Source organism: Conyzicola nivalis (assembly GCF_014639655.1).
In the GTDB taxonomy this organism is placed as follows: domain Bacteria; phylum Actinomycetota; class Actinomycetes; order Actinomycetales; family Microbacteriaceae; genus Conyzicola; species Conyzicola nivalis.
In genome coordinates, this window is record NZ_BMGB01000001.1 from 147,879 (window position 1) to 173,929 (window position 26,051).

General features: G+C 65.5%; 29 protein-coding genes and 1 tRNA gene. 20 read left to right on the forward strand and 10 right to left on the reverse strand.

The annotated features are described in order from the left end of the window. The first annotated feature begins 17 nt into the window (after nucleotides 1-17). Nucleotides 18-626, forward strand: coding sequence for a HEAT repeat domain-containing protein (locus IEV96_RS00750; RefSeq protein ID WP_188508809.1), 609 nt, complete (start codon nucleotides 18-20; stop codon nucleotides 624-626). Here the strand turns inward: IEV96_RS00750 and IEV96_RS00755 are convergent. From IEV96_RS00755 to IEV96_RS00765, 3 genes are all read right to left on the reverse strand, one after another. Beyond that, nucleotides 623-1,378, reverse strand: coding sequence for a DedA family protein (locus IEV96_RS00755; RefSeq protein WP_188511064.1), 756 nt, complete (start codon nucleotides 1,376-1,378; stop codon nucleotides 623-625). The genes IEV96_RS00750 and IEV96_RS00755 overlap by 4 nt on opposite strands. 172 nt (nucleotides 1,379-1,550) lie before the next feature. Continuing rightward, nucleotides 1,551-3,407 (reverse strand): glycoside hydrolase family 2 protein, encoded by a 1,857-nt coding sequence (locus IEV96_RS00760; RefSeq protein ID WP_229732898.1) that lies wholly within the window; start codon nucleotides 3,405-3,407, stop codon nucleotides 1,551-1,553. Nucleotides 3,408-3,464: 57 nt separating this feature from the next. Continuing rightward, nucleotides 3,465-4,475, reverse strand: coding sequence for a LacI family DNA-binding transcriptional regulator (locus IEV96_RS00765; protein ID WP_188508810.1), 1,011 nt, complete (start codon nucleotides 4,473-4,475; stop codon nucleotides 3,465-3,467). Nucleotides 4,476-4,719: 244 nt separating this feature from the next. On the opposite strand from IEV96_RS00765, the gene IEV96_RS00770 reads away from it, so the two are divergent. From IEV96_RS00770 to IEV96_RS00785, 4 genes are read left to right on the forward strand one after another with little or no spacing between them, the layout of a single operon-like run. Beyond that, nucleotides 4,720-6,036 carry an ABC transporter substrate-binding protein gene (locus IEV96_RS00770; protein ID WP_188508811.1) on the forward strand — a complete coding sequence of 439 codons (1,317 nt, stop codon included), beginning with the start codon at nucleotides 4,720-4,722 and terminating at the stop codon, nucleotides 6,034-6,036. Next, the gene (locus IEV96_RS00775) at nucleotides 6,029-6,970 is read left to right on the forward strand and encodes a carbohydrate ABC transporter permease (protein ID WP_188508812.1); all 942 of its coding nucleotides are present in this window, start codon (nucleotides 6,029-6,031) and stop codon (nucleotides 6,968-6,970) included. The genes IEV96_RS00770 and IEV96_RS00775 overlap by 8 nt, the downstream gene beginning before the upstream one ends. After that, a complete protein-coding gene (locus tag IEV96_RS00780) occupies nucleotides 6,967-7,827 on the forward strand; it encodes a carbohydrate ABC transporter permease (protein WP_188508813.1) in 861 nt (286 codons plus the stop codon). Before IEV96_RS00775 ends, IEV96_RS00780 begins: the two co-directional genes overlap by 4 nt. Next, the gene (locus IEV96_RS00785; protein ID WP_188508814.1) at nucleotides 7,827-8,798 is read left to right on the forward strand and encodes a glycoside hydrolase family 43 protein; all 972 of its coding nucleotides are present in this window, start codon (nucleotides 7,827-7,829) and stop codon (nucleotides 8,796-8,798) included. The genes IEV96_RS00780 and IEV96_RS00785 overlap by 1 nt, the downstream gene beginning before the upstream one ends. Nucleotides 8,799-8,814: 16 nt before the next feature. Here IEV96_RS00785 and IEV96_RS00790 read toward each other — a convergent pair whose 3' ends face one another. Further along, on the reverse strand, nucleotides 8,815-9,033 hold the full coding sequence (locus IEV96_RS00790) for a hypothetical protein (RefSeq protein WP_188508815.1): 219 nt from the start codon (nucleotides 9,031-9,033) through the stop codon (nucleotides 8,815-8,817). A gap of 206 nt (nucleotides 9,034-9,239) precedes the next feature. Between IEV96_RS00790 and IEV96_RS00795 the strand changes: the two genes are divergently transcribed. Then, nucleotides 9,240-9,578: a DUF7882 family protein gene (locus tag IEV96_RS00795; protein ID WP_188508816.1), complete on the forward strand. Its 339-nt coding sequence runs from the start codon at nucleotides 9,240-9,242 to the stop codon at nucleotides 9,576-9,578. A 37-nt stretch (nucleotides 9,579-9,615) separates the two neighbouring features. Here IEV96_RS00795 and IEV96_RS00800 read toward each other — a convergent pair. After that, nucleotides 9,616-9,697: transfer RNA gene (locus tag IEV96_RS00800), tRNA-Leu, on the reverse strand. Between the two features lie 155 nt (nucleotides 9,698-9,852). Here IEV96_RS00800 and IEV96_RS00805 point away from each other — a divergent pair. From IEV96_RS00805 to IEV96_RS00865, 13 genes are all read left to right on the forward strand, one after another. Then, nucleotides 9,853-10,833, forward strand: coding sequence for a hypothetical protein (locus IEV96_RS00805; protein WP_229732902.1), 981 nt, complete (start codon nucleotides 9,853-9,855; stop codon nucleotides 10,831-10,833). A gap of 89 nt (nucleotides 10,834-10,922) precedes the next feature. Continuing rightward, the gene (locus tag IEV96_RS00810) at nucleotides 10,923-12,338 is read left to right on the forward strand and encodes a chaplin family protein (protein WP_188508818.1); all 1,416 of its coding nucleotides are present in this window, start codon (nucleotides 10,923-10,925) and stop codon (nucleotides 12,336-12,338) included. Between the two features lie 110 nt (nucleotides 12,339-12,448). Next, the gene (locus tag IEV96_RS00815) at nucleotides 12,449-13,015 is read left to right on the forward strand and encodes a hypothetical protein (RefSeq protein ID WP_188508819.1); all 567 of its coding nucleotides are present in this window, start codon (nucleotides 12,449-12,451) and stop codon (nucleotides 13,013-13,015) included. 63 nt (nucleotides 13,016-13,078) lie between these two features. Then, nucleotides 13,079-13,549 carry a Flp pilus assembly complex ATPase component TadA gene (locus IEV96_RS00820; protein ID WP_188508820.1) on the forward strand — a complete coding sequence of 157 codons (471 nt, stop codon included), beginning with the start codon at nucleotides 13,079-13,081 and terminating at the stop codon, nucleotides 13,547-13,549. An 876-nt stretch (nucleotides 13,550-14,425) separates the two neighbouring features. Next, the gene (locus IEV96_RS00825; RefSeq protein ID WP_188508821.1) at nucleotides 14,426-14,722 is read left to right on the forward strand and encodes a hypothetical protein; all 297 of its coding nucleotides are present in this window, start codon (nucleotides 14,426-14,428) and stop codon (nucleotides 14,720-14,722) included. After that, nucleotides 14,719-15,861 carry a metallophosphoesterase family protein gene (locus IEV96_RS00830; RefSeq protein ID WP_188508822.1) on the forward strand — a complete coding sequence of 381 codons (1,143 nt, stop codon included), beginning with the start codon at nucleotides 14,719-14,721 and terminating at the stop codon, nucleotides 15,859-15,861. The genes IEV96_RS00825 and IEV96_RS00830 overlap by 4 nt, the downstream gene beginning before the upstream one ends. Then, nucleotides 15,848-16,261, forward strand: coding sequence for a hypothetical protein (locus IEV96_RS00835; protein WP_188508823.1), 414 nt, complete (start codon nucleotides 15,848-15,850; stop codon nucleotides 16,259-16,261). Before IEV96_RS00830 ends, IEV96_RS00835 begins: the two co-directional genes overlap by 14 nt. 181 nt (nucleotides 16,262-16,442) lie before the next feature. Further along, complete coding sequence (locus tag IEV96_RS00840) at nucleotides 16,443-16,901, forward strand: hypothetical protein (RefSeq protein ID WP_188508824.1); 459 nt, start codon at nucleotides 16,443-16,445, stop codon at nucleotides 16,899-16,901. Between the two features lie 262 nt (nucleotides 16,902-17,163). After that, nucleotides 17,164-17,565 (forward strand): DUF7882 family protein, encoded by a 402-nt coding sequence (locus IEV96_RS00845; RefSeq protein ID WP_188508825.1) that lies wholly within the window; start codon nucleotides 17,164-17,166, stop codon nucleotides 17,563-17,565. A gap of 290 nt (nucleotides 17,566-17,855) precedes the next feature. Next, a complete protein-coding gene (locus IEV96_RS00850; protein ID WP_188508826.1) occupies nucleotides 17,856-18,197 on the forward strand; it encodes a hypothetical protein in 342 nt (113 codons plus the stop codon). Between the two features lie 164 nt (nucleotides 18,198-18,361). After that, nucleotides 18,362-18,949, forward strand: coding sequence for a chloramphenicol phosphotransferase CPT (gene cpt, locus IEV96_RS00855; RefSeq protein WP_188508827.1), 588 nt, complete (start codon nucleotides 18,362-18,364; stop codon nucleotides 18,947-18,949). Between the two features lie 73 nt (nucleotides 18,950-19,022). Continuing rightward, nucleotides 19,023-19,550, forward strand: coding sequence for a hypothetical protein (locus tag IEV96_RS00860; RefSeq protein ID WP_188508828.1), 528 nt, complete (start codon nucleotides 19,023-19,025; stop codon nucleotides 19,548-19,550). Between the two features lie 33 nt (nucleotides 19,551-19,583). Further along, nucleotides 19,584-20,273 carry a hypothetical protein gene (locus IEV96_RS00865; RefSeq protein WP_188508829.1) on the forward strand — a complete coding sequence of 230 codons (690 nt, stop codon included), beginning with the start codon at nucleotides 19,584-19,586 and terminating at the stop codon, nucleotides 20,271-20,273. Between the two features lie 869 nt (nucleotides 20,274-21,142). Here IEV96_RS00865 and IEV96_RS00870 read toward each other — a convergent pair. Continuing rightward, on the reverse strand, nucleotides 21,143-21,322 hold the full coding sequence (locus tag IEV96_RS00870; protein WP_188508830.1) for a hypothetical protein: 180 nt from the start codon (nucleotides 21,320-21,322) through the stop codon (nucleotides 21,143-21,145). A gap of 828 nt (nucleotides 21,323-22,150) precedes the next feature. On the opposite strand from IEV96_RS00870, the gene IEV96_RS00875 reads away from it, so the two are divergent. Continuing rightward, complete coding sequence (locus tag IEV96_RS00875; RefSeq protein WP_188508831.1) at nucleotides 22,151-22,420, forward strand: hypothetical protein; 270 nt, start codon at nucleotides 22,151-22,153, stop codon at nucleotides 22,418-22,420. Nucleotides 22,421-22,459: 39 nt separating this feature from the next. Here the strand turns inward: IEV96_RS00875 and IEV96_RS00880 are convergent, their stop codons facing one another. The 4 genes from IEV96_RS00880 to IEV96_RS00895 all read right to left on the reverse strand — a co-directional run bounded on the left by IEV96_RS00880 (nucleotide 22,460) and on the right by IEV96_RS00895 (nucleotide 25,929). Next, complete coding sequence (locus tag IEV96_RS00880) at nucleotides 22,460-23,518, reverse strand: sensor histidine kinase (protein WP_188508832.1); 1,059 nt, start codon at nucleotides 23,516-23,518, stop codon at nucleotides 22,460-22,462. Nucleotides 23,519-23,621: 103 nt separating this feature from the next. Further along, entirely contained in the window at nucleotides 23,622-24,287 is a 666-nt protein-coding gene (locus IEV96_RS00885) for a response regulator transcription factor (protein ID WP_188508833.1), read from the reverse strand. A gap of 133 nt (nucleotides 24,288-24,420) precedes the next feature. Then, nucleotides 24,421-25,065, reverse strand: a complete 645-nt coding sequence (locus IEV96_RS00890; protein WP_188508834.1) for a DUF4232 domain-containing protein — start codon at nucleotides 25,063-25,065, stop codon at nucleotides 24,421-24,423. 117 nt (nucleotides 25,066-25,182) lie between these two features. Continuing rightward, complete coding sequence (locus IEV96_RS00895; RefSeq protein ID WP_188508835.1) at nucleotides 25,183-25,929, reverse strand: SDR family NAD(P)-dependent oxidoreductase; 747 nt, start codon at nucleotides 25,927-25,929, stop codon at nucleotides 25,183-25,185. Nucleotides 25,930-26,051 lie beyond the last annotated feature (122 nt).

Consider the following 26,051-nt stretch of genomic DNA (forward strand, 5'->3'; position numbering starts at 1 on the left):
CGTAAAGTAGCAGCGCTATGACTACTCACACCCCGAAGAACCAGCCCAACGACGATTCCCCCGCCGAACGCATCGCGAAGGTCGTCGCCGAGCTGGGGGAGGACGACGTCATCGCGCGCGCCACGGCGCTCATCGCCGGCCTCAACGCGGGCGAAGAATTCCTGCTCGCCGTCGGAGGGCGTCACGCGCAGGGCATCCTCGACGGCGCCCCGGCGCTGTACTGGCCCGAGGTGTGGGGCGCCCGCACGTTCCTCTACGTGTGGAACGACAGCGCCATCCCCGCCGTGCTCGCCGGTCTCGGCAACCAGGCCTGGCGCGTCCGCGAGATGAGCGCGAAGGTGGTCGCGCGGCGCGAGCTGCAGTACCCCGCCGAGGTGGCCGCGCTCGCGACCGACGAGGTGGCCCGCGTGCGAGCACAAGCCGCGCGTGCGCTCGGCGAGATCGGCAGCGCCGACGAGGTCGACGTGCTGCGATCCCTGCTGAAGGACCCCGAGATCGAGGTGCGCCGCGAGGCGGGCGGGGCGCTCAAGAAGCTGCGCGCGAAACTTCCGGCGGCCGAAGCCCCCGGCGCATCCGACGGCTCCACCGCTTCCGACGGCTCCGGCGAAGCGCCGAACGAAGGCTAGTTCTTCGGGTCGTTGCTCTTGTCCTGGTCGAACAGGGCCTGGTCGAGCACGAGTTCCGAGGTGTCGGTCGCGGCGGCGGCCGCGCGGTTCTTACGCGACTTCCGCACCGACTGGATGTAGTGGTACGCCGTCGGGATGACTGAGACGGCCACCGCGCCGAGCAGGATGACGTCGATGTAGTGGGTGACGAAGTCGGCAACCGGCGGGATGTATCCCAGCAGGAAGCCGGCGAAGGTCAGGCCACCGCCCCAGATCAGCGCGCCGATGAGGTTGTAGAGCGAGTACTTCTTGTAGTTCATGTGGCCCACGCCCGCGGCGACGGGGGCGAAGGTGCGCACGATCGGCACGAAGCGGGCGACGATGACCGCGAAGCCGCCGAAGCGCTCGAAGAACGAGTTGGTGCGGCGCACGTTCTCCATCGAGAACAGGCCGGTCTCCTTGCGCTCGAAGACCTTCGGGCCGAGCTTGTGGCCGATCAGATAGCCGACCTCTCCGCCGAGGAACGCCGCGAATCCGATCGCCAGGCACACCCACCAGATGTCGATCTCGATGCCCGACCCGCCGACGGCCACGGTACCGGCGAAGGTAAGCAGGCCCGTGATCACGAGCAGGGTGTCACCGGGGAGAAGGAAACCGACGAGCAGACCCGTCTCGGCGAACACGATGAAGCACACACCGAGCAGCGCGAAGGCGCCGAATCCCTCGATCAGATTCGCTGGATCGAGGAACGGGATGAGGGCGGTTGAAAACACGGGCAAGACTCCAGTCGTCGGTTGCCGTTGAGGTCAATCGGCGGCGGCTACGGTGTGAACTCCTCACAGGGTACTCCGCGCCGCGTCACAGGATGCTGAGAAATGCGCCTATTCGCAAGAGATCATTCTGAAGGTGTACGCGACCCGTCGCACGGGGGAGCGCGGCCCGTCCTCAGGCGTCCCGATCGGCCTCTCCATCGCCCGTCATGATCGCCCGGATTCGCTTCACCGGCAGCTTCGGCGAGCGATCGGCGTTGACCACCCCGTTCGTCTCCTGGCCGGTGTCGGTCAGCTGGGTGTAGCAGTAGCCGGAGAGCACCTCGCTCGCGCGCACCGCGTCGAGCAGGGCGGCCATCCGCTTCGCGAAGTCGTCGGCCGACGAGGCCGTCGAATAGCCCCACGCGTCGTCGAACTCGCTGTCGGGCGCGAACTTCACGCCGCCGAACTCGGTGAGCATCACCGGCTGGCCGCGGTCGGGTTCGTCGCTCAGGCGCAGGCGTCGACCGGCCGGGCCGATGCCGGCGAAAAGCGCGTCGACGCTGGCCTTGTCCGCGTACCGGGCGGCGAGCACCTCGCCCGACTCCTCGTAGTCGTGGATCGACCAGATGTCGGAGTCGAGGTGCTCCCAGCCGTCGTTCGACACGACGGGCCTCGAGGGGTCGAGGCTCTTGGTGAGGTGGAAGAGGCTGCGCACGTGGTCGCGCACGGCCGCGTCCTGGGAGATGTGCTGCACGCCCCAGCTCTCGTTCAATGGCACCCAGGTGACGATGCTCGGGTGCGAGGAGTCGCGACGGATGACGTCGGACCACTCGGTCGCGACCCTGCGCGCCGCCGTGGGCGAGAACTCGTAGGCGCTGGGCATTTCCTCCCAGAGCAGCAGGCCGAGCCGGTCGGCCCAGTAGAGAAAGCGTGGGTCTTCGATCTTCTGGTGCACACGCGCCGAGTTGAAGCCGAGGTCCTTGATGAGTTGCACCTCGGCCCGAAGTGCGTCGGCCGAGGGCGCCGCGAGATGCGACTCGGGCCAGTACCCCTGGCTCAGCACCGAGCGCAGGAACACGGGGCGGTCGTTGAGAAGGAAGCGACCCCGGTCGACCGCCGCGCTGCGCAGACCGAAGTAGGAGTAGATGGTGTCGCTCGACGCGAGCCCGCTCAACGTGACCTTGACGTCGATGAGCCGCGGCGCGAGGTCGCTCCACAGCAGCTCCTCGTAGTTCTGCCCGTTGATCTGCCGGGGGACGACGACGGTGACGCTCACCCGGTGCGAGTGCACGGCGATGCCGTGGGTCGCGAGCGGCTCGCCCTCGTAGCTGAGCTCGACCTCGAGGCGGGTGTCGGCGTCGAGGCGTCGGTTGAGTTCGACGGTGACCACGACCGATCCCGTCGCCACGTCGGGGGCGAGCGCCAGGTGGTCGACGTGCAACTCGGGCACCGTCTCGAGCCAGACCGGCTGCCAGATCCCGGTGGTGCGGTGGTACCAGATGACGTGCGGGTCGAGCTCCCAGTCCTGCTTGCCGCGCGGCTGGGCGACGTCGAGCGGGTCGTCTTCGGCGCGCACCACGAGCGCGTGCGGGCCGTCGCCGGTCACGGCATCGGTGACGTCGAACGAGAACGGGGTGTGACCGCCCTCGTGGTGGCCGAGCAGCACGCCGCCCAGCCAGACGGAGCACCGGTAGTCGACCGCCCCGAAGTGCAGCAGAGTGCGGCCGCCGTCGCGCGACGGCACGATGATCGACCGGCGGTACCAGACGACCGGGTGATAGCCGGTGTCGTTGATGCCGGATGCCGGGGACTCGGGCGGGAACGGCACGGTGATCGTGCGGTCGAACGCCGTCGGGGTGGCCGGGACGAACCATCGATCGCGCAGTCCCTTATCGGCGTCGTCGAAACGCAGGTCCCACTCGCCGCTCAGATCCGTCCACGACGGGCGCACGAGCTGCGGTCGAGGGTAGCTGCCGTCTTGGCGCGAAGCGCGAATCGGGGTGGCGGTCGTAGCGAGGGCGTCGATGTCCATGGCTACAGTGTGCTGCATTTTTGCAGCGCTGTAAAACGGCAATCCGAGCCGCGCGCAATGCAGCGCGTCGCCGGTTCAGTCGCTCGGGGCGCTTTCCCGCACGACGAACGAGTAGTCGGCGATGCGATGCCGGCCGAGACCGGTGTATCCGCCGATGCGCTCCTCGAGCATGTCGAGCGCCATCGTCGCGATCTGCGTCGTGTCCGGCGCCACCGTGGTGAGCGACGGGTGTGTGAAGGCCGCCATGGAGATGTCGTCCCACCCCACGACGGCGACATCCTCGGGCACCCGCAACCCGTGCTCCTGCAGGGCGCGGAGGGCTCCGATAGCCGCGAGGTCGTCGCGGCAGACGAGCCCGTCGAAGACCCGGCCGTCCGCGAGGGCGCGACGCATCGCATCCGCGGCATCTTTCGCACTGATCGCCGCGCTCGGGACCACGAGCGACATATCGACGGTGAGTCCCGCCGCGTCGAGCGCGAGCTGGAAGCCCCTGAGGCGCTGCAGCGAGGTGACCGACTGGTCGAACTCCTCGTGGCCGACGAACCCGATGCGCGTGCGCCCCGCCGCGACGAGGTGACTGGTGGCCTGGATCGCCGCCGCCTCGTTGTCGATCATCACGTGGTCGACGCTGAGCGGAGCGGGCCCCTCGCCGAGCAAGACGAGCGGCACGTCGGCCCGGCGCTTCGAGATCTCCATCGACGGCATGCGCGACGGCTGGAAGATGACGCCGTCGACGAGTCCCGCTTCACGCGTGGAGATGATCGCCCGCTCGCTCTCGATGGTGCCGTCGGTCTGCTCGAGCAGCAGGCGGTAGCCGCGGGCGCTCGCCAGGTGGGCGATGATGCGCGCCAGCTCGGCGAAGTACGGCAGGCTCACGTCGCTGAAGGCGAGGGACAGCATTCCCGTGCGGCCCGTCGCGAGCCGGCGGGCCGACGCGTTGGGGCGGTAGCCCAGCTCGCTGATCGCCGCCTCGACGCGGGCCCGCATGCTCGGGCTCACGTGCGGGTACTGGTGCACGACGTTCGACACGGTCTTCATCGAGACACCGGCGAGCTCGGCCACGTCCTGCAGGCGCACGTTTGCCATGGTGGTCCGTTTCTTGTCCGTCGGGAGGCGTGGCGCTCGTCGCCGTCGACCCGCGCGTTCTCGCTGCTCACTGTACCGACCGATACCGCAGTGAAAGCTCGTTTTGCTTGACTCCGATATTACAGCGCTGTAAATTGGCCGGTGCAACGAGGCGAAGGTGGTCGACGTCCGACGTCACTCCCGGTGCGTCAGCACCGGCCCGCCCCAGCACAGCCCAGCACCGTCACTCAAAGGAGAGCAACACATGAAGAACCCCACACTGCGCGCAGCCGCCGCGGTTGCGATTCTCGGACTAGGGGTCTCGCTCGCAGCGTGCTCCGGGGGCAGTTCGAACAGCGCGTCAGACAGCGTTCGCGCCGAAGCCGAATACTCCGGCCCTCAGGTCGACATCACCTTCTGGAACGGCTGGACGGGCGGCGCGGCCCCCGTGCTTGTTCCCCAGCTCGTCGCCGAATTCAACGAGACCCACCCCGACATCAAGGTCAAGAGCAACGCGATGGAGTGGGCGGACATCACCCAGAAGATGCCCCTCGCGATCAAGGCCGGCAAGGGTCCGGATGTCGCGGTCGCCCACGGCGACGACGTCGCGACCTACGCCGCCCAGGGCCTGCTGCTCAAGACCGACGACGTCGTCGAGGCGCTCGGCTACGACGAGGACGACTTCCCCGAGGGCCTGATGGACGCCGGGCAGTTCGACGACAGCCAGTACGGCGTGCCGTGGAGCGTCACCCCGCTCGGCCTGTACATCAACAAGGACGTGCTGGTGAAGGCCGGACTCGATCCCGAGACCGCCCCCACCGACCAGAAGAGCTACCTCGCAGCCCTTGAGGCCCTCAAGGCCGCAGGGGTGCAGGGCGAATGGGCCGACGGGTATGTGTTCACCGGGACGTTCGAATTCGAGTCGCTGCTCTGGCAGTTCGGTGGAGAACTCTTCAATGAAGATGTCACGGAGGCCACCTTCAACTCCGAAGCCGGCGTCAAGGCGCTCACCTGGATGACCGACCTCATCGAGAAGGGCTACAGCCCGGCGAACGTCGCCCAGGACGGCAACATCAACGCCCTCATCGGCGGCGAGACGGCATTCAACTGGAACGGCGTCTGGCAGACGACGAACGAGGCCCTGCAGTCGGTCGACTGGACGGCGATCCCCGTTCCCCAGATCGGCACCGAGAAGGCCGTCTGGTCGAGCTCGACGCACTGGATGTTCCCGGCCAACAAGAACCAGGACCCCGACAAGTCGGCCGCCGCGGCGACGTTCGTCAAGTGGATGAACGACAACTCGGCCGAATGGGCGTCGACCGGCGAACTGCCCGCACAGAACACCGTGCGTGAAGACCCGGCGCTGCTGACCGACTACCCGGCTCTCGCGCCGTTCCTCGAGCAGCTCGAGTACGCACGTTACGAGACCGTCTCGCCCGGCATCACCAACGCCATGGCCGAGGTCACCACCGGCGTCAACGAGGCCATGCTCGGCAAGAAGTCGCCGAAGGAAGCGCTCGACGACGCCGCCGAGAAGGCCACGCAGCTGCTCAAGCAGAACAAGGCACAGTACGGTGGCTAATCCCAGCATCGTCCCGCCGCTCCGCGGGGGCTCCGGCCTCCGCGGGGCGGCGGCCCGCCGCAAGACCCTCACGGCCTACCTGTTCCTCGCGCCGTTCCTGGTCATCTTCGGGATCTTCGTGCTGTTCCCCGCGGTCTACGGACTGTGGATCAGCCTGCACGTGTGGAACCCGCTGCTCGACGACCACCCCTTCGTCGGCCTCCAGAACTTCTTCGACCTGTTCACCCCCGGATCGATCACCTACGGCGACTTCTGGGAGAGCATGCGCGCGACGGGCATCTTCGTCGTGGCCAGCGTCCCGTTCCTGCTCGCCGTGCCGCTGGCCATCGCGCTCCTGCTGAACCGCCGCATCAAGGGCGGCACCGTCTTCCGCGGCATCTTCTTCGCCCCGTACGTGCTCGGCGTCGCCGTCGTCAGCGTGCTCTGGCGGTACCTGCTCGACCCGCAGCTCGGTGTGGTGAACGCCGTGCTCGAGCTGCTCGGCCTGCCCTCGGACATTCCGTGGACCGTCGACGTTCCGTGGGCCTGGATCTCGCTCGTCGGCATCACGGTCTGGTGGACCCTCGGCCTCAACACCGTCATCCTGCTCGCGGGCCTCAAGGGCATCAACCCCGACCTCTACGAGGCCGCGTCGCTCGACGGCGCGGGGGCGTGGCGCAAGTTCACGAGTGTGACCCTCCCGGGGCTCCGACCGGTCATGACCTTCGTGGTCACCGTCACCCTGCTCTCCTCGGCCAACATGTTCGGCCAGTCGTTCCTCATCACGCAGGGCGGCCCGGGCACCCAGACCCGCACCGCGATCATGTACATCGCCGACCAGGGCCTGGTGCAGAACCAGATGGGTGCCGCCACCGCGATGAGCTACGTGCTGTTCGCGATTCTCGCCGTCGTCAGCGTCATCAACTTCCGCCTGCAGCGGGACAACACGAAATGAGTACCGTGACCACGACCATGCAACGCGGCACGCGGCGCAAGAACGCGCCCAACGTGCTCACCTACGTGGCTCTCTTCCTGATCTCGTTCATCATCGTCGTCCCGCTGCTGTGGATGCTGCTGACGTCGTTCAAGACCGACTTCGACGCGATCAACTCGCCGGCGTCACCGCTGCCCGACCCCTTCACCAGCGAGGCCTACGTCACGCTCGCGACCGGCAACCTGCCGATCCTGCAGTGGTTCTTGAACAGCGTCATCGCCGCCACGGCGCAGACGGTGATCATCCTGGTGACCGCGTCGGCGGCCGCGTACGCGCTCGCCCGGCTGGAGTTCCACGGCAAGAAGATCGTCTTCGGGTTGATCATCGCCACGTTGCTCGTGCCCGGCGTCATCTTCCTCATCCCGAACTACCTCATCGTCGACAGCTTCGGCTGGCTCGACACCCTCTGGGCGATCATCGTGCCCGGTTCGGCGGGCGCGTTCGGCGTCTTCTTCCTGAGGCAGTTCTTCATCGGTCTCCCCGGCGAGATCGAGGAGGCGGCCCGCGTCGACGGCGCCGGCGACTTCCGCATCTTCTGGCAGATCATCCTGCCGCTGTCCCGACCGGCGCTCGCAACGCTCGCGGTGCTCAGCTTCCTCACCAACTGGAACGACTTCATCTGGCCGATCTACGTGCTGCTCAGCCCCGAGAGTCTCACCCTCCAGCCCGGCCTGTCGGTGCTGCAGGGCACCTACTCGACGCACTTCGGCATCGTGATGGCGGGAGCGGTGATCGCCTCGGTCCCCGTTCTGATCCTGTTCACGCTCGCGCAGAAGCAGATCGTCGAGAGTGTGGCGTCGTCGGGAGTCAAGGGTTGATGCGCCGGTCGGTCGTCGCGCTGGTCGCGGTCGCCGTGGCGCTCGCGGGCTGTTCGAGCGGGGGATCGGGTGCGGATGACGCGGAGGTGCAAGTGGACACGGACGACTTCGCCATCGACCAGGATTTCCCGGACCCCGATGTACTGGCCACCGGCGACCGCTACTACGCGTTCGCGACGAACGGGGCGGGCTTCAACGTGCAGGCGGCGGTGTCGACGGATCTCGAGAGCTGGGAGACCCTGGCCGTTGACGTTCTTCCCGAGCTGCCGGACTGGGCGTCCCCGGGCAAGACCTGGGCGCCCGAGGTCACCGAGGTCGCGCCCGGCGACTTCGTGATGTACTTCACCGCGGCGAACAAGAGCCCCGCCCTCCAGTGCATCGGGGTCGCGACCGCGACGAACCCGGAAGGCCCGTTCACCCCGGTCGGCACCGGTCCGATCGTCTGCCCGCCCGACGAGGGAGGCGCGATCGATGCGGCCACCTTCGTCGACGACGACGGCACGCGCTACCTGCTCTGGAAGAACGACGGCAACTGCTGCGGCCTCGACACCTGGTTGCAGATCGCTCCGCTTTCGGCCGACGGCACGGCGATCGTGGGGGAGACGACGAAGCTGCTCATGCAGGACCAGGACTGGGAGGGCAACCTCATCGAGGCGCCCACCCTCGTCAAACGCGACGGCGTCTACACGCTGCTGTACTCCGCGAACGACTACGGCGGCGACGCGTACGCGACCGGCTACGCGACAGCGCCATCCGCCCTCGGGCCCTTCACGAAGGCCGACGGCCCGCTGCTCACGACGGAGATCAGCGCCGGGCGCTATCTCGGACCGGGCGGTCAAGACGTCGTGACGGCCCCGGATGGTACGGACGTGCTCGTATTCCCCTCGTGGGACTCGCTGTTCATCCAGCGCGGCGTGAACGTTGTTCCGCTCGAGTGGGACGAGGGGAAGCCGACGGTGGTGCTACCGTAGGTCGGCTTCCGGCCCGCTAGAGGACCGTCTCGTAGTTGTGGGTTTCGTACGGGCGGAACGGCTCTTCCAGATCGCCCGTGTCACGCTCGTCGTGCTCGACTTCTTCCGAGCGGAAGATCAGCGGGACGCCCGGCGATACCGCAACGGACACCTCGACGTTCCCGTACACGACGAAATCCACGAGGCCGCCGCCGGCACGCAGTGCAGCGACGACTTCCTCTTTCGTGTCGCGCACGTCAGTGCCTTGGGCGAGGTGGAACGTCCTCCCGGCTACTTCGACATAAGTCCTCTTCATGGTCGATCCTTCCGGGGCTCTCTTTGAGACTATGCCTCCCGCCGCAATAAGGCGAACTAATCGAGGGAGTCTCGGCAGCATAAACTGGGGTGTCTATCGTGTTCGAACCCGTGCGGGGCAGACCGAACTCTGGCGGAAGGCTCACTGTGGGAACTCTTTATTACGGCGATGCGCGCTATCCGATCCGCATCGAGGATCGGGCGCTGGCCCACCTGAAAATCGTGATTCTGACGAAATTGAGACGCAACGAGAGCTTCGCGTTGTCGTGGGAAAAAAAGCCCGCCGACGGCAGCGGTCGTGGGACGGTCTGGATACATCCGGCCCTGTCGTTTCACTTCGAGTTCTCGGGTAGCAAAGAACCCGAAATCAACATGGCGTGGCTCGAGAAAATGAGCGAATCCGCGAACCGCACCCTCGGCCTGCGCATCGATGACGAACCCCGCGAAGGCGAGGCAGACCCGGCCGCCGCGCGAGCGGGCGTTTGAGCGAATCGTCACCGGCGCTATCGACGCGTAGGTACTGTGCGGGAGAAGGGACTTGAACCCTCACGCCTTTCGGCACAGGTACCTAAAACCTGCGTGTATACCAATTTCACCACTCCCGCGAGCGCTCACAAGTGTAATCGAGAGGTCGCGGGCGCCCCGTTCACACTATTCGCGAACGACTGTCAGGATTTTCTGAAAAAATACTAGACGCCGAGCCCATCTCATGATTGTCTCAATGTGAAGAGTTTTTCTCTCATGGGGGAGGGGGTTCACAATGGACGTGTCTCGTTCGCTTCACGCAGCGCGCCTCGTCGCGCTGGCCGCCCTCGCCGCCGTCCTCTGGTTCATCCTGAGCTTCTTCTCCGAATCGCACTCGGCATCGGCAAACGCTCCGTCGCCGCTCGATCCAGTCGGGTCTCTCGTCGGTTCGGTCACCGAACCGCTCGCCCCTGTCGTCGTGCCCGTTGTCGCCGCGCCCGCTCAGGTCGTCGCCCCGGTGGTCCAAGCGGCCGCACCGGTCGCGGCCCCTGTGGTCGCCGCGGTTGTACCCACGGCGGCTCCGGTCGCAGCCGTAGCGGCCCCGGTCACGAACGTCGTGTCGACCGTGACGACGCCCGTTGCCGCGGCGGTCGCGCCCGTCGTGCAGCCCCTCGCTCCGGTGGTCTCGTCGGCCGTTGAACCGCTCGCACCGGCACTGACCGACGTCGTGACTCCGCTGGCTCCCGTGATCTCGCCAATTCTCGACCCGCTCGCTCCCGTCGTCTCGCCGGTGCTGAACCCGCTCGCGCCGGTCGTTGGTACGTTTTCGCCCGTGGTCCCGCTCGCGTCGGGGGTTCTTCCATCCCTCGACTCATTCGTCGGCTCCCTCGAGGTCGCGCCCGTGCACGACGCGGTCGACGCTGTGCTCGCAGACGTCGCGTCTGCGGTCGGACTCACCGTTTCGGCGCGCGAGTCGGATTCCGCGGCTCGCGTGACCTCGGCGGGTGTCACCCCGCAATCTTCGCTGAGCGTAAAGCTCGCGACATCCGCGCACCTCGACTCGGCACCGGGTATGCCGCGCGAGGCGCCGCTGCCCGCTGCACCGACGGCGCTTTCGGGTAGCGCTGCTTCGAGTGCAGCGGGCCCTTTCCCTGTAGGCGCCGATCTCGTGCGCGGCTTCGATCTCTCCCGGGCTACCTGGGCGGCTGTCTCGACGGCTTCCGACGACGAACTGCCGTCGTCGCCCACGTTCCCCTCTGACGAGACTCCTGACTGAGTGGGGCGTCCCTGCCATCTGACGCAGGCACGACCGCAGCTTCCGCGAGAGGAAGCATCACATCATTCAATCAACAAGGAGTAATAACCATGTCTACGTACGTTTCTCGGGGGCTCGCCCTCGTGCTATTCACCGGGGGGCTTACGCTCCTCGGGGCAGGGGTCGCCAACGCTGCCGACACCACCGGAGACGACGGGCTGCTCTCGGGCACCCAGGTCGTCGCGCCCATCGACGCTCCGATCGACGTGACCGGTAACGCGGTCAGCGTTCTCGGTGACTCGCTGTCGGGCGCTGCCGTCACGCCGTCGCCGGCCGCGATTCCGGCGGCACCTGCACCTGCACCGGCTCCGGCTCCGGCTCCGGCTACAACCTCCGGAACCGACTCCGCTCTGGGCGGCACTCAGGCCGTCGTGGAGGCCGCCGCGCCGGTGGCCGTGCAGGGCAACGCGATCAGCGTCGTCGGCGATTCGTCGGCCACTCCGGCACCGGTTGCTGCTGCTCCGGTCGCCGGACCGGCCGCGCCGGCGTCGGCTCCGACCACGTCGGGCAACGACAGCGTCGCGGGTGGTACTCAGGTGGTGCCCGACGTCGCGGTCCCGGTGACGGTCGGTGGCAACGCGATCAGCGTGCTGGGCGACGCGTCGTCGGAGAATGCTTCGGTGCCGACCGCGGCGGCGGCTCCCGCTGAAACGACCGACGGCGCCTCTACCTCGGGTAGCGACAGCGTCGCCGGAGGCACGCAGCTGGCGCCCGACCTGGTCGCTCCGGTAACGGTCGGGGGAAACGCGATCAGCGTGCTGGGCGACTCGTCGTCGGAGGGCGCTTCCGCGCCGACCGCTGCCGTTCCTAGCCGCACGACCGGCTCGACTGACGGTGCGACCACCTCGGGCAGCGACGGCATCGCCGGTGGCATGCAGGTCGCGTCGGTCGTCGAACTTCCCGTCTTCGTCGGTGGTAACGCGATCAGCATTCTGGGGGATGCTGCGTCCACCGGTTCATCCACGTCGATCCAACAAGAGGGTACGAGCGACGACGTGACGACCACGGGGGACGATGGAGTGCTGGGCGGAACGCAGATCCTTGCGTCGATCTCGCTGCCGATCACCGTCGGGGACAACGCCATCAGCGTTCTCGGTGACACCGAGACCGGCGCTGGTTCGACGACCGGCGTCGGCACCCCCGCGGTGCCGACAGTCCCGGCCGGACCGACCACGCCGACGGCACCGGTCACGAGTCCGCTGACGACCGACGCCGATACGAGCAACGGAGTGACCGGCGCGGCCACCACCGGCGTGACCCTCACAAACGGGCTGGGCACCGGGACGGGCCTCGGTTTCACCCTCGGTTCGACCGGTACTTTCGGATCGGCCGGTACCGCGACCGCGGCACTCTCGACCGTCGCTCTCGCGTCGACCGGTGTGGAGATCGCGCCGCTGCTCGGCGCGATCGGGTTCCTGTTAATCATCGGTTTCGGACTGCTGCTCGCCAACCGCCGCCGCGCATAACAGAGACGCTTGCCGGGCAGCCTCGTTCAGGGGCTGCCCGGCTTCGTCGCGCCCGCGGCATCCGGAGTAGCGTCTATGGGGTGAGGTTTCTGTGGCGGCGGCGGCGAGGCGTGGATCTCGGCACGTACACGCACCCGCCGGTGGCTCCGCTCGCGCCCATCGAACAGGTCGTCGAGGAGGGCGTGATGATCTCCGCCTCCGCCGTGCGCATGGCGCTCAAGAACCAGTTGATCGTCGCCGCCCTCCGCGAACACCACGCCTACGATCCGGAGGCGATCGCCGGTGCGGCGCGCGAACAGCTGGCGTCGGTGGCTGCCGAGAGCGCCGCCACGGCCGAACGGCTCGACGAGGTGCGGACCGAACGCGGCTACGTGCGTGCCGACGCCGGCGAGGGTGACGAGAACAGCGCACTGCGCGACGAGGAGTACCGCCGCCGCCCGACCGTGCACCGCATGCTTGCGGAGGCGCTGCTCGAGATGGCAGACGACCCTGCCGCGATCGACGAGCTGGTCGACGCCGCCCGCACCGACGCGGCGCAGGAGATCGGGCGCGAGGTAGTCGGCGGACTCCGTGCGCGCGACTTCGCCGCCGACCCCGACTACGAGGCGTCGAAGCAGCAGCGGCTGCTGGGCCTCATCAGCGTCGACCTGGCGAAGTTGGCCGTCCCGGAGCAGTAGGCCCGCTCGCCCACCCTGTGGAAAACTCCCGCGGCCAGCGTGGCATCCGAACACAATGTCTGCATGTCGCACGCCGAGTCGATCATCACCGACCAGGTGCGCGAGCGCGTGCGGCGCGACGGCGTCGACCTGCGCACCGACCGGGAGCTCGCCGGCCGCTACGTCAGCGACGCCGTACGGCGCTACAGCGAGCGGGCTCTCGGTGGGTCGGTGCCGCTGCTGGCCGACGAGGCGATCACCACGCGGCAGATCGTCGCGACCCTCACCGGCTTCGGCGCGCTGCAGCCGTTCTTCGACGACCCGGAGATCGAGGAGATCTGGATCAACGGCCCCAACCGCGTGTTCGTCGCGCGCGACGGAGTGCCCGAACTCACCACCGTCGAGCTGACCGACGGCGAGGTGCGCGACCTCGTCGAACGGATGCTGCAATCATCCGGCCGTCGCGTCGACCTGTCGTCCCCCTTCGTCGACGCCTCGCTCCCCGACGGCTCACGGCTGCACGTCGTGATTCCGGATGCTGGCACTCACGAATAATCGAAAGTCGACTATTCCCTATCTGAAGACGCTCAGCGAGCATCGTTTCGCTGGGCTGCGCCACGAGTTTGATGAGGGTATTGACAATCGTTGGATCTGACCGATCGCCCTTGAGCCCATGAGATGTGGCGAGGACCTTCGCAGAGACCCGCGTCGACTCTCTGGTCAAACCTAGCTATCGCGCATTTTGCGGCGCTATCCCACCTGGGGGATCAGCCGCCGTCAGGTGTCATTGACGTTCTGGAGCTGCGTCCACGAGGGTGTTCATCTCCGCCGCTCAGCACCGCACTTCAAGCGACTGTCGCCCGGCTTGCGGTCACGCTCGTGCAGAACCAGCTGGCCACCAGCTGCTCGAAATGTCTGGTGACGATCGGTGTTGTGTTGATTACAATAAACAGACTGATCGACCAAAAGGGAACTTATGGAGACTACTGGGCATCGCGAAGGCGACTCGCGACAACTCTCTTTCGCATTCTGGGACCGGAAGATCGGCCCGTTTCTCGATGCCGTTGGAGTGTTGAATGTCGCCGCACTGTCTGGCGAAGAGTTACGAGTCTGCGAAGAATTTGGGGACATTTTGGCGCTGCCGACTGTCGGGCATCTCGACGTCTTGTACCCAGCGTTCCAGTTTGGCGCGCGAGGCGAACTGCTGCCCGGCCTTCGCGAAGTATCGGGAGCCCTTGAATCAGGAGCTGTAGATAGTTGGGATATAGCGCTATGGCTCACAACGGTTCGCAAGAGCTACGGAGGAAAGTGCGCTGTCGATCTAATCCGGGCTGGGAGGACTGATGAAGTGGTCGCTACGGCTCTCAGAGACGGTCGGAAACCAGCCGGACCGTACGATGCGTGAATGAGAGCCACAGTGTGCACACTTTGATGGACCAGGCGAGCGGTGCCTACCTCGTCCGCACCACCGCATCCCGCTACCTGATCAGCCTCGATCTCAACATCGTCCGCCGCCACCCCGACGCCGGCCCGCCGACAGAGGTCGCCGCGCTTCGACGCGACCACGTTCAAATCGACCTCCTCGCCGTCTACGAGTGCACGGTCGGCATGGAGATGGAACTCATCGTCGACCTCCACCTCCCGAACGTCCCATTCACCCTCAGGCGGTCGATGCCTGTGGTGTCGATTGAACGGCTGTCCGACGCCGAAGAGGCGGCGCTGTTGTGAGCGCGGACCTGCCGAACCCTCTGCAGACGGATCGACGCGTCGGGCTCCTGGGCGATGTGCACGGCGATTTTTCGCACCTGATGGCCGCCGTGCATGTCTTCGCAGCAAGGAACATCAGGTGTGTGATCGTCTTGGGTGATTTCGGGTATCCGTGGCCCTTTGAGGACTGGAACCGAACTCTGAACAAACTCAGCCGGCGCCTCGCCTCACGGAACATGGACATTGTGGTGATCGATGGGAATCACGACTGGCTGCCGAAGATCAAGGAGTTCCCGGTCGGCGCAGACGGTTTGCGTCGGTTGCGCCACAACGTAATTCACGCTCCGAGGGGCTACCGCACGACGCTCCTGCCCTATAACTCGGGCTGGCCCACCAACGTCGTCCGCCCGGGCAAGGTCCTCGCCGTGCTCGGCGGCGCCAACTCCATCGATCGGCATCACCGAACCGTGAACACCGACTGGTGGCCAGACGAATCACTCACCGAAGAAGACCTCGCGGCACTCGGTACAGACCATGCCGACGTGCTCCTCGGTCATGACGCCCCGCTTGATGTCCCCGACCTCGACCGTGCGCTCGCCTCCGAGAACAGCGACTGGCCACCGGAGGCCGTTGCATACGCGGAGCAAGGTCGACGCATGTTCCACTGCGGATTTATGGCCGTGTGGCCCGAGGTCAGTGTGGGAGCGCACTACCACCGCCACGTCGACCAGGTTCTCGCCTACGAAGACGACGCGGGATCATTCCGCTGCCGCGTCGTCATCCTCGACCAGAACAGGCCCAAGACGATCAGCCTCGCGATACTCGATACGGGGACGCTACAGCTGGAGTTCTTCACCCGTGGCGACACCAAGGTTGAAAGGCTCAGGATGCGCGACCAGGGCCGATGGGTCGTACGCACCCCCGACGCGGACTTCGGCTTTGACCTCGACGCGCGCACTGTGGAGCGGCGCCCGTTGCCGGGCGCACGTCTGTCGCCGCTCCTCGACCACCCGCTCCCGTTGCTGAACATCCGCATCGTCCACGTCGGGGCCGTCGCCATCTACACGTTCGACCCTCTCGACGAGCACATTCCCTACCAAGACCAGTTCTCGTCCGGCGTTGTGCAAATGATCGAGAGGGATGACGATGCCCACCGATGACGACAAGAAGTCGGCCTGGATCCGATTCGAGGGCGAGGCAAGGCGACTGCTGATCCGTCGGCCGCGGTTTGACAGGGATGGACTGTATTTGTTCGGCCGGCGGTACGCAGCGCAGACGGTGACGCTCACGGCCGCGGAGCTGCAGGCACTGTTAAACGGCCGCGTCGTGGCAGTCGACGTTGTCGGCGAGTACCTCCTATACCTGAACGTCGAGGACGGGGCCGTCGATGCTGCGAGGTCGGCGGTCGCGGTGGAGAGGCCGCAGCTTCGCTATTCGGAGCGGGTTCGGGTGCGTGCTGCACAGGTCAGGGTAAATGCAGGCCGTCGAGCTCACATCCCGACTCCAGAATGGATTATCGAGCTGGCGAAGAAGAGCTCGGATGAAACGCGCGAACAGTAAGTGGAGATTTCGTGCGGTCAAGCGTTTGGTCAACGCTGCAAAGACGTCGAGCGCGAAGGCCATGAACGCAGGGCGTGTCAGACTTCGGTTAAGCACTCGGCCCGACACACAGACCGGTGACATGCAATCAGAGTTATCGACTGGCAGCACACTCACCAGCTCGAATTATTAGGGGCGCAACATGACCTTCTTACTGATCGGATCCGAGGATGGCGGCGACGCGGACTCGCCCGTGCACGCCCATGTCGTTATCGATGAGCGACACGGTCGGGCTGGTCATTTCCAAGAGCGCTTTTGGAAGTCGGAACGTCGAGGGGCGATGATCTTTGTTGCTAGCGCGGTCGCCTTGGGCGCCGGCTCCCTGGAAATAGCCACGATCAGCTACGTGAGATCACCCGGGATCGTCCCTTACACGCCGTCGGCACCGGCTGGGTTCGATGCGGGCACGACATCCGCGGCCATCAGCGCCGTGCAGCCTCTTGACGACCTCAACTTCTGGGCGGGGCTCGGTCCCGAGCTCCTGACCGCTGACCCAGCGTGGCCCGTGATCACCCGACTGTACGTCGACACTGCGACCATGGGACGGATGGATATTGACGTTGTAGACAATACGCCGCGAGTCCGCGAAGATCGCGGGTAGTTCCCCGGCCGGCAGGCCGCCCACGAATGGCCACAAATTCACCTGGCCAGAGGTTAGGCAGCGATGTGCGCGCGTACTTGGCGACAACAACTGGCAGCTGACGGCTACCTCGTCCAATTTCATGGTGGGTAAACGTCCCGTCATATCTAGCCCGCTTGTCGCGGGATTGGAACATGACCCCCGATGGGGGGCGTAGGCTGAAACAGTTCCGTAGCCCAGACCCCGCCGCGAGTGCACACCGAACTCCGGCGGAAGGCACACGATGGGCACGTTCTACTACGGCGACGCGCGTTATCCGATCAAGCTCGAAGACCGGACACTCGCACATCTGAAGATCGTCATCCTTACCAAGCTCAGACGAAACGAGTGCTTCGCATTCTCGTGGGCGAAGAAATCCAACGACGGCAGCGGGCACGGGACCGTCTGGATACATCCAGCTCTCGCATTCCACTTCGAATTCCTTGGAAGCAAAGAGGTCCCGATCAACCTGGCCTGGCTCGAATCCATGAGCGAATGCGCCAACCGCGCCCTGGGCCTCACGATCGGGGACGAACCGCGGTCGCCGGCAGCGGGGGATGGCGTGGACGCGGTTCCCCGGAAGTCCGACCCGGTTTCATATCCCGAGCCCGTCCCGGTGCTCGTGCTCGCGGATGCGCTGACCTAACTGCGATGGTCGACCTCGACCTGAGAGGCGGGGAATTCGAGATGCGTCAGATCTGACATGAAGCCGCCCCGCGATGAAGGTCGCTGCGCCGTGCGACGCGAGGACGCGATCCTCGCCTTCGATCTTGACGCTCGGACAGTGGAGCGGCGGCCGGTGGCTCGGGCGCGGAAGTCTCTAAGCAATCGGCCTGGATCCGATTCGAAGGCGAGGCGAAGAGGCTACTGATTCGGCGGCCTCGGTTCGATAGGGACGGGCTGTATTTGTTCGGGCGCCGGTATGCGGAGCAAAAATTGACGCTGACGGCCGCGGAACTCGCTGCGCTGTTCGAGGGTCGGACGCTTGCGGTGGATGTGAACAGTGAGTACATCCTCTATGTGAGCGCCGACGTCCGCGCACTCGACTCCGTTGTAGTGCTCGGTGCGATGACCGGATCGAACGCGGGGCGACCGCCCAGCGCCCAGGCCGGGTCGGCGTCAATTCCACTACGGGAAGAACCAAGGGCGCAGGCCACGTATGAGCAGCAGGTGCTCGCGGCGCGCATCAGGGTGAAGATTGACAAGCAACGGCGCCGGCCCCGGGTGATGACGCCGGAGTGGATCGTGCAATTGTCGAAGAGCGACATCGGGCGCTGAATCCGGTGAACACACGAATGTGGACGATGCCGCGCATAAGGGAACTTCGGACTGTCTCGGGACGGCTGGTCTTCGGCGAGCGAACGACGGGATAGCCGAGTCCGATCTATACGCCATCATCGACACGTAGCTAAATTCGGTACACCTCGGCGAAAGAACTGACAATGGCAGTGCAAGTCATCGTGATCAACGGCGGGTCCAGTTCCGGAAAATCGGGAATCGTGCGCTGTCTAAAGTCGATTCTGCCGCAACCTTGGCTGAGCTTCGGGGTCGATACGCTCGTCGAAGCTTTGCCTCCCACGCTCTCTGACGCCGAAAGCGGAGTAGCTTACGGAGCAGCAGGCGAGGTTCTCCTCGGGGGACAATTCCTAGAGATAGAACGAGCGTGGACAGCGGGCTTGGCCACGATGGCCCGGAATGGCGCGCGAATCATTATCGACGACGTGTTTCTCAGCGGCTCCGCCTCCCAGGACAGGACCCGACGATTGCTGGACGGACTTGATGTTCTCTGGGTAGGCGTCCACTGCGACGCGCGGATCGCTGCCGGCCGGGAGCTGGCAAGAGGCGACCGTATTGCCGGCATGGCGGCGCTGCAGGCTGAAATCGTCCACCGCGGCGTCGAATACGACATCGAAGTCGATACCGGACGCACGGAGTCCATTGACTGTGCGGAGGCTATCGCCGCAGCGGTGGCTTTGAGGGACACCGCTGTCGCAACCGTGCGTCGAGATCCGGTCGCCCCGCCGTACTGAGCGCGCCACCATTGATTCGTGACAACGCCGCCACGCTTTCCACTGAGGGAAGAACGTCGGCAATCTGCAGCCCTTGAAGTTCTTCGCAGAGGCTAACCCCGTCCACGCCATGGTCTGGACGTGCCGGAACAGCATGGTTGCGCATCCCGAGTCAGACCTTCGGCTGCCAACCAACCCTGCGCTGTTCGGCGAGTCGATCAACACCTGCGCAATTTTCTCCTCCGATCCCGCTCGCCACCCGGCTAGTCACACGGGAAAATTCACGTACGACGCGCTGGATCCCGGAAGCCCGCAGATCATCGAAATCGCTGGAGAAGTCACATCAGCCATCCCGACGGCAGCCGGAATCGAGGGCGCGGAGCCCGACTTTGTTATCTACGGAGACCCGGCGGCCGTCCAGTTTAGTAACAAAAATTTGTGGGGCACGAAGAGCACGAGGGCGATAAACGGGTTCGTTATTCCGGTAACGCCGGGCGACGACCCGATCGTCAAACTGTTGGGACCAGGTGTGGGAATCATCTCCGCACAAAGTGTTCACCCGAATAAGATCGGGACAAGTGCGTATGCGGCCACGATGGAATTCGCCCTGGGCTGGTTTTAGCGGCCCGCTTGACGCATTGGAAAGCGAGTCCGGTTGAGTAAGAAGCTCTGGTCCAGCGGACGCATCGCTGTTTTGACGGTCGCGGCGTTGGTCGCGCTGACCGGATGCGTCGACGACCGTCCGACCGTCGGCCCCGAGTCGGCGGCGGACGTGCGGCCAGCGGCTCGTGCGAGCGTCGTCGGAGCCACGACACTGCCGACGACTGCTGGGCTTTCTCGGGTGAAGTCTCGCGTTCACGATGCTTGTGGAATTGGCGGGGTGGGTTTTCAGCCTGCGGACGTCCCGCGCAATTATCGCTGCGGAGTCGGCTCGGTCGCCCTGTATTCGATTGAAGGCGCAACAGCGGTAGAGGCGGCGACTTTACTAGACGCCGCACTGACTTCGAACGAGTGCACGTCCGCGGAGCAAATCTCGTCGAATCCAGCGCTTTTCAATGCCGGAAACGGCGCCACTTCCGCGGAGCAGGTAATTGAATCGTTCTACGAATGCACACCTGGTGGAGTAATCGTCCATTTCGGCGTAGCCGATGATCCCGGTATCGAGGCGATGCTCCCATATTTTCCCTATGTTCCCTCTGGCACCGATGTCGAGATGGAGCCAGCAATATCCGTTGAACTATTGAGAGCGGCGATGGTAAGCGGCAACAGATTCGTGGCAGTGCTCGAAGTGAGCGAAGACTATTTCGAAACGGACGTATGCGACGGGGTCCATGTGTGTCAGTGACCGGATGGCGCCCGAATCCCGCCCATTCGGTCTGGCGGCAGGATCGTCTCAGCTCGGCACCACCGGACGCCGTAACGGCGGCGTGCTTGCCTCGAATGCGGTAATTGGATTGTTGCCGTTGCCGTTGCCGTTGCCGGCCCAGACCTGACGCCCAATCGGTCGATCTCCTACCGTTCTAGCATGAACGGCGAACCCGAAGCCGCACTCCCGAACTGTTCCCAATGTCTGACGCCGCTGTGACCAGCCGGCTCCGATGAGCGGTCGTATTTCTGGTGTCCAAAGACCAAAGCGTCCAAATTGGTATGAGCTGAAAGTTTCGGGTGATCGGTCGGACCGGCGATCTCGAAGTGCCCGTCCAGCTCCGTCTCCGAGCTCGTCCCCTAATCTTGCGACCTGACCTAAGTCAGCGGTAAAACGACCGCGTTGAGGCCTTCTTCGTGGAACCGCCCAAGCCATCCCAGCGGAGAGTCAGACTGCCAATTTCGCGTGCTGTTGTCGATCGTAGAATTCCGCCAGTCGTCGGCGCGGTGTAACAGCGGGACTGCGGCGTCGGTGAGATCCATGCCCGTCGGGGACAGACCTGAGGCTCGCGGCGCTGCGGATACATTGGCCGTGGACGCGGCCCCGTTTGGCCGGCCTGAACTTGTCTTGCAGCCGGGCGCCCGCAGGTCGCAAGCAAGCAGCGCGCATCGCCGACCACTGAAGCGCGAAGTACACGACGCCGGCGATGCGGCCGCCTAGTACCTCTCGGCCGCAATCACTGCAACGCCCGAACTCGTCTGAAATTTCTCCATGCCGATCACAGCTGCGGCGGAAGTGCACCTATCCAGGAGCCGCGAGAAAAGCCGCCGCACGGAGTCGGCGACGGGTCAGGCTCGTCGGCGTCGCCGCGACCGCTTGGCCGGCAACGCCGAGCTGACGATCAGCAACGCGCCGACGCCGATGTACGGCCATGGGTTATGCCCGAAGGCCGTTCCGAAGCTGGTCGCCAGGAGCGTGAGAACTTGAAAGAAGCCGTCGATGAAAAGTGTCGGGTAGTCGATGTCCATGCCCGGATGCTAGGGCAAGGGTCCGACATCTGGCTCCTCGGCAGCGGCAGCGGCAGCCAGCCCTGCTGTCCGAGCCTGTTCTTCGTCGCGCTCGATAGCGAGACCGTAGCGGGACGAGTGCCGCGGCTAAGCAAGTTATCCACAGGGTAATTCACAGGCGCGCGACCCGGCAATTCGGACACCACCAGTATGGGTGCTTCTCAGTCCCAGCGACAAGCAAGGACGTAAGGCATTCGGAACAGTTCGGGCTGTCGACTTCGACCATCGCGGCAGACTACGCCCGTGTGGGTGGCGGGCGATAGACCCCGATTTTCAGGAAGGAGGTCCGAGGGCATCGTGCTGGCGGGTGGCTGCGGCCGGGTCGCCCCGGCAACGATGTCGCTGTCGAAGGTGCAGACCTCAATCGAGACGGGTTCGATTCGGGCGGCGCAGGTAATGCGGTCGCGCAGCACGCTGAGCCCGGATCGGAATGCTGTGCGATTCGCGCACGCCTAGCTTGACGACGACCTGGTTGGAGCGTCACGGGGGCTGTGATAACTCACGGCCATCGCGTCGAGTAGTCAGCTGGTGCGTCTTCGTCGCCCCGTCCTCAAACGAGCCGCAGACGCGGCTGGTGCGGGTTGCCTTAGGGAAGGCAGTAGATCGGTTCCGCGCCGGATGAGGGGATTGCCCCCGTCGCGGAAGCAGCGTTTGCGCCTGAAGCGCCCATGTTCTTGCGGCGTTCTGCTGACCCTTACGCCCCTATAACGGCCGACTGCGTTGGATGATCCTGTCAGCCCGTCCGGGTCGGCCCCGCCAGGGCGATGGAACGCTAGAAGGAGAACTGTCATGCATCGAATCAATTGGGCTGCCGCGGGTACCGCGGCTGTTGTCGCCGTGGTGGTCGGCATTGGGGGAGTGGCGGTCGCAGCATCGGCGAACGCCGCGACCGAGCCGCCGCAGACCTCGCAGGAGCCGCCCACCGTGGTGACCCCGGCCGGGCCTGCCCCGCTCGACCTGTCCACGATCGTCCCCAGCGTGCCGGTCGAGATCGGGCCGGTTCCCGGGGGCGTCGTCATCGAAGGGCCTGGCGCCACTACCACGGCTTCGGGACAGTAGCGGTCAGGCGTCGCCCGGCCGAAGCGGCCGGGCGACGCTCTAGCGGGTCGGCCCCGGCATGGTCATGTCTACGACGAGGCCGCCGCGGGTTCGAGGTCGGATTTCGAACCGACCCCCGTGCGCGTCGACGATGCGGCTGACCAGGGCAAGGCCGAGGCCATGGGAGTCGGGGACCCCGGCTCCGCCGGTCGCGATACGTCCGGCCACGCGGTAGAAAGGTTCCGCCAGGGACGACGCGGTTGCGGCGTCGACCACGGCTCCCGTGTTCTCGATACGGATGCGCACCGTCCCCTGCTCGTCCGCGACCGTGATCCACACCGTCCCGCCCGTTTCGTTGTGCTGGACCCCGTTTCGGACCAAGTTCGCCACGGCTCGTTCGAGAAGCACTACGTCGGCCCACACGGCCACCGTCGGTACATCGGCGATGATATTTACCTCGCGTGCTACGGCTATGGGTGAGACCTCCGCCACGGCTCGGGCTACGAGCGATCTCACGTCGTGAGGCGAACGTGTTAGAGGTGCAGCTGTGACATCAGAGAGGTCGAGAAGTGCGTCGACGATGCCTACCGTGCGGTCGTTCGCCGAGGCGAGTTTCGTCAGCAGTGCCGTTGTCGCCGTCGACTGGGGGCGGGCGAGTGCTCCGTCTATGAGTACTTTGACCGTTGTCAGGGGAGTCCGCAGCTCGTGGGATGCGTTGGCGGCGAACCGCTCGTTGGCGTCGAAAGACCGCTCCAGGCTGTCGAGCATGAAGTCGAAGGTGTCGCCGAGTTCGCGGAATTCGTCGTCGGCTGCGTCGAGAGCCACCCGCTGATCGAACTTGCCTTCCGCGGCACCCCGGGCGGCCTCGTTGAGGGTCGAAAGCGGACGCAGCACGCGGCCGGCGACGATCCAGCTGGCGAGGACTCCCAGTGCACCGATCACCAGGAGCACTACGACACCGAAGACGAGTAAGAGGCGGACGACGTCTGTCGTGTCGGCGACGACCACTCCGTCGACGGGGACCTGTGTAGCGGCTGTGCCGGTGGCGAGGCTGTCGACTAAGCCGTTGGAAGGAGCTGCGGTGACGGTTGTGAATTGATATTGAGGGATCAGGCTCATCGCGAGGACTATGGCGGTGACGGTCGTCGCCGCGACGGCTACGACTACTGCGGATGTCGCGAGTGTGATCCGTGTGCGGGCGGCCAGCCGGCGCCGCGGACGACTATGTTTCATCGTCGACGACCGTGTACCCCACGCCGGCAAAAGTGTTTATGTAGGGCGGCCCGAGCTTCTTGCGCAAGGACGAGACCGTGACGCGGATCGAGTTGGTGAACGGGTTGGCGTTCTCGTCCCAGGCTTTCTCCAGCAGCTGTTCGGCGCTAACCGGTGTACCTGCTCGGGACATCAGTATGTGAAGGACGGCGAACTCTTTGCGGCTGAGCGTCAGGGGGGCGCCGAAGCGGTGGGCTGTGTGACGGAATGGATCGAGGGTCACCGATCCGACCTGCAGGGCAGGGGGAGTGCTTTCGGCCGGGCGGCGGCCGAGCGCCCACAGGCGCGCTTCCAGTTCGGCGAGGTCGAACGGCTTGGAGAGATAGTCGTCGGCACCCAGCTGGAACCCCGCGATCTTGTCTTTCGAAAGCCGTGCCGCGGTGAGCATGAGGATGCGTGGACCTCGGCCTCGCCCGGAGACACGACGCGCGACCTCGTCACCGTGTACGAGGGGAATGTCCCGGTCGAGCACCACGACGTCGTAGTCGTTCACGTCGATAGCCATCAGGGCTGACGAACCGTCGTGTGCGACGTCCACCGCCATCGTCTTCGACACCAGTGCATCCCTGATCGCCTCAGCGAGATCGATGTCATCTTCGACCAGCAATACCCGCATGTCCTTCTCCGCTCTTTCCCGTGTCGATCAAACACGTTCAGGCATAAAGAAAACGTCAGGCCGATCCTCCCGCCGTCAGCGCGAGGCGGCAGTGCCCTGGCCGCCGACGACGGCAAGGCGCATCGCCGGCGGCTTAGGCGCCGGGTTGCAGCGCCGTGACCTTAAGCAGTACAGCGATGGAGGAGGTGCAGCCTTGTATGTCGGGATCGGCGATGAAGATGGAAGCTTTGCTACCCGGCGGGTAGACACGCAGCCCGTCGGCTTGTGCGGCGCCGCATTTGTCGGCGGGGAAATTCGCTGCGTCTCTGATAGTCAGCTGCGCGCTGGCGCTGCCGCCGGGCGAAAGATGCACGGTGGGGTGGGCTGCCGGGTCTGAGCGGTCGAAGTCCGCGGCTGCTCCGAGTTGCGTGCCGTTTCCGCCGCCCACCAGGGATACGCCGGGCCAGCCCTGCAGATCGCAGGCCGTTGCTCCGGTGTTGGTCAACACGATCGAGGCGGTGAAACTTCCTGCGGCTCCGCCGGCTCCTGCGGCGATCGACCCGGCAATGTTCGAGGTGGCGCACCTGGCGGCGGCGGCTGCGGACCCCGACGGTGGGTCGTCGGTCGGCGCCGCCGTCGGGGGCGCGGCCGGGGGTGGAGGCGGGGTGGCAGTGGAGCTGGCTGTCGGTCTCGGTGTAGCTGTGGGCCCGCCCGGCTCCGCACCCTGCGCGCTGCAGCCCGCGAGAAGCAGGATTCCCAGCACCACGATCGATGCGGAACGAATTGTCGAACGGGTCATGATTCCTCCTGTTTGTCGCGCGCTATAACCACGTGTGGACGCGGCCCCCGCGCCCCGGGCGGTAAGCCGGAGACCGGCCAATCCTGCCCGCGGGGCGGCGCCCGCGTCGGAAACTCTTTAGAGGGTGAGTGCTCCGCCGTCTACGGGCAGCACGATGCCGTGGATGTATTCGGAATCGTCGCCGACGAGGAACGCTACTGCGGCAGCGATTTCGCGCGGCTGTCCGAGACGGTCGGCCGGGGTTCCCGCGTGGTACTGGGCGAACGCGTCGCCGAACACCTCGGTTCCTTCGGTGGCCGTCGGTCCGGGGCTCACGGAGTTGACTCGCACGCCCTGAGGTCCGAACTCGGCGGACCAGACTTTGGTCAGAGTCTCTACGGCAGCCTTGCTGGATGCGTAGAGAGATGCCCCGGCGATGCCCTTGGTGGCGATGGAGCTGGACAGGTTCACAACAGCTCCGCCGCCGTTTTCGATCATCGCGGGAACGAGGGCGTTGGTGAGGAAGAAGACGGCCTTGACGTTGGCGTCGTAGATGGAGTCGAAGTCGGCGGGGGTGAAGTCGACGCTGGGTCCGAACGGGTAGATGCCGGCGTTGTTGACCAGGATGTCGACATGGCCGCCGGCGACTTTCTCGACCTCGGCGGCGAACTCCGTCAGGCCGCTGATGTCCGACAGGTCGACAGCTACGAAGTCGGCTTTTCCGCCGGCTTCGACGATGCTCTGCACTGCGGCCGCGCCGCGGTCGGCGTTCCGGCCCGAGAGGATGACGTGGGCGCCGCGCTCGGCGAGGAGCTCGGCGGTAGTGCGGCCGATGCCGCTGGTGGAGCCGGTGACGAGGGCGGTCTTGCCGGTGAGATCGGACATAGTACTTCTTTCCAGTAAGGGGACGGGGAGGGCTCTTGAACGAACAACAGGCACGCGGGGATGCTGTCTTGCAATTCACACGCGGGGATGCTGTCTTGCAATTCAATAGTCAGACAGTAACA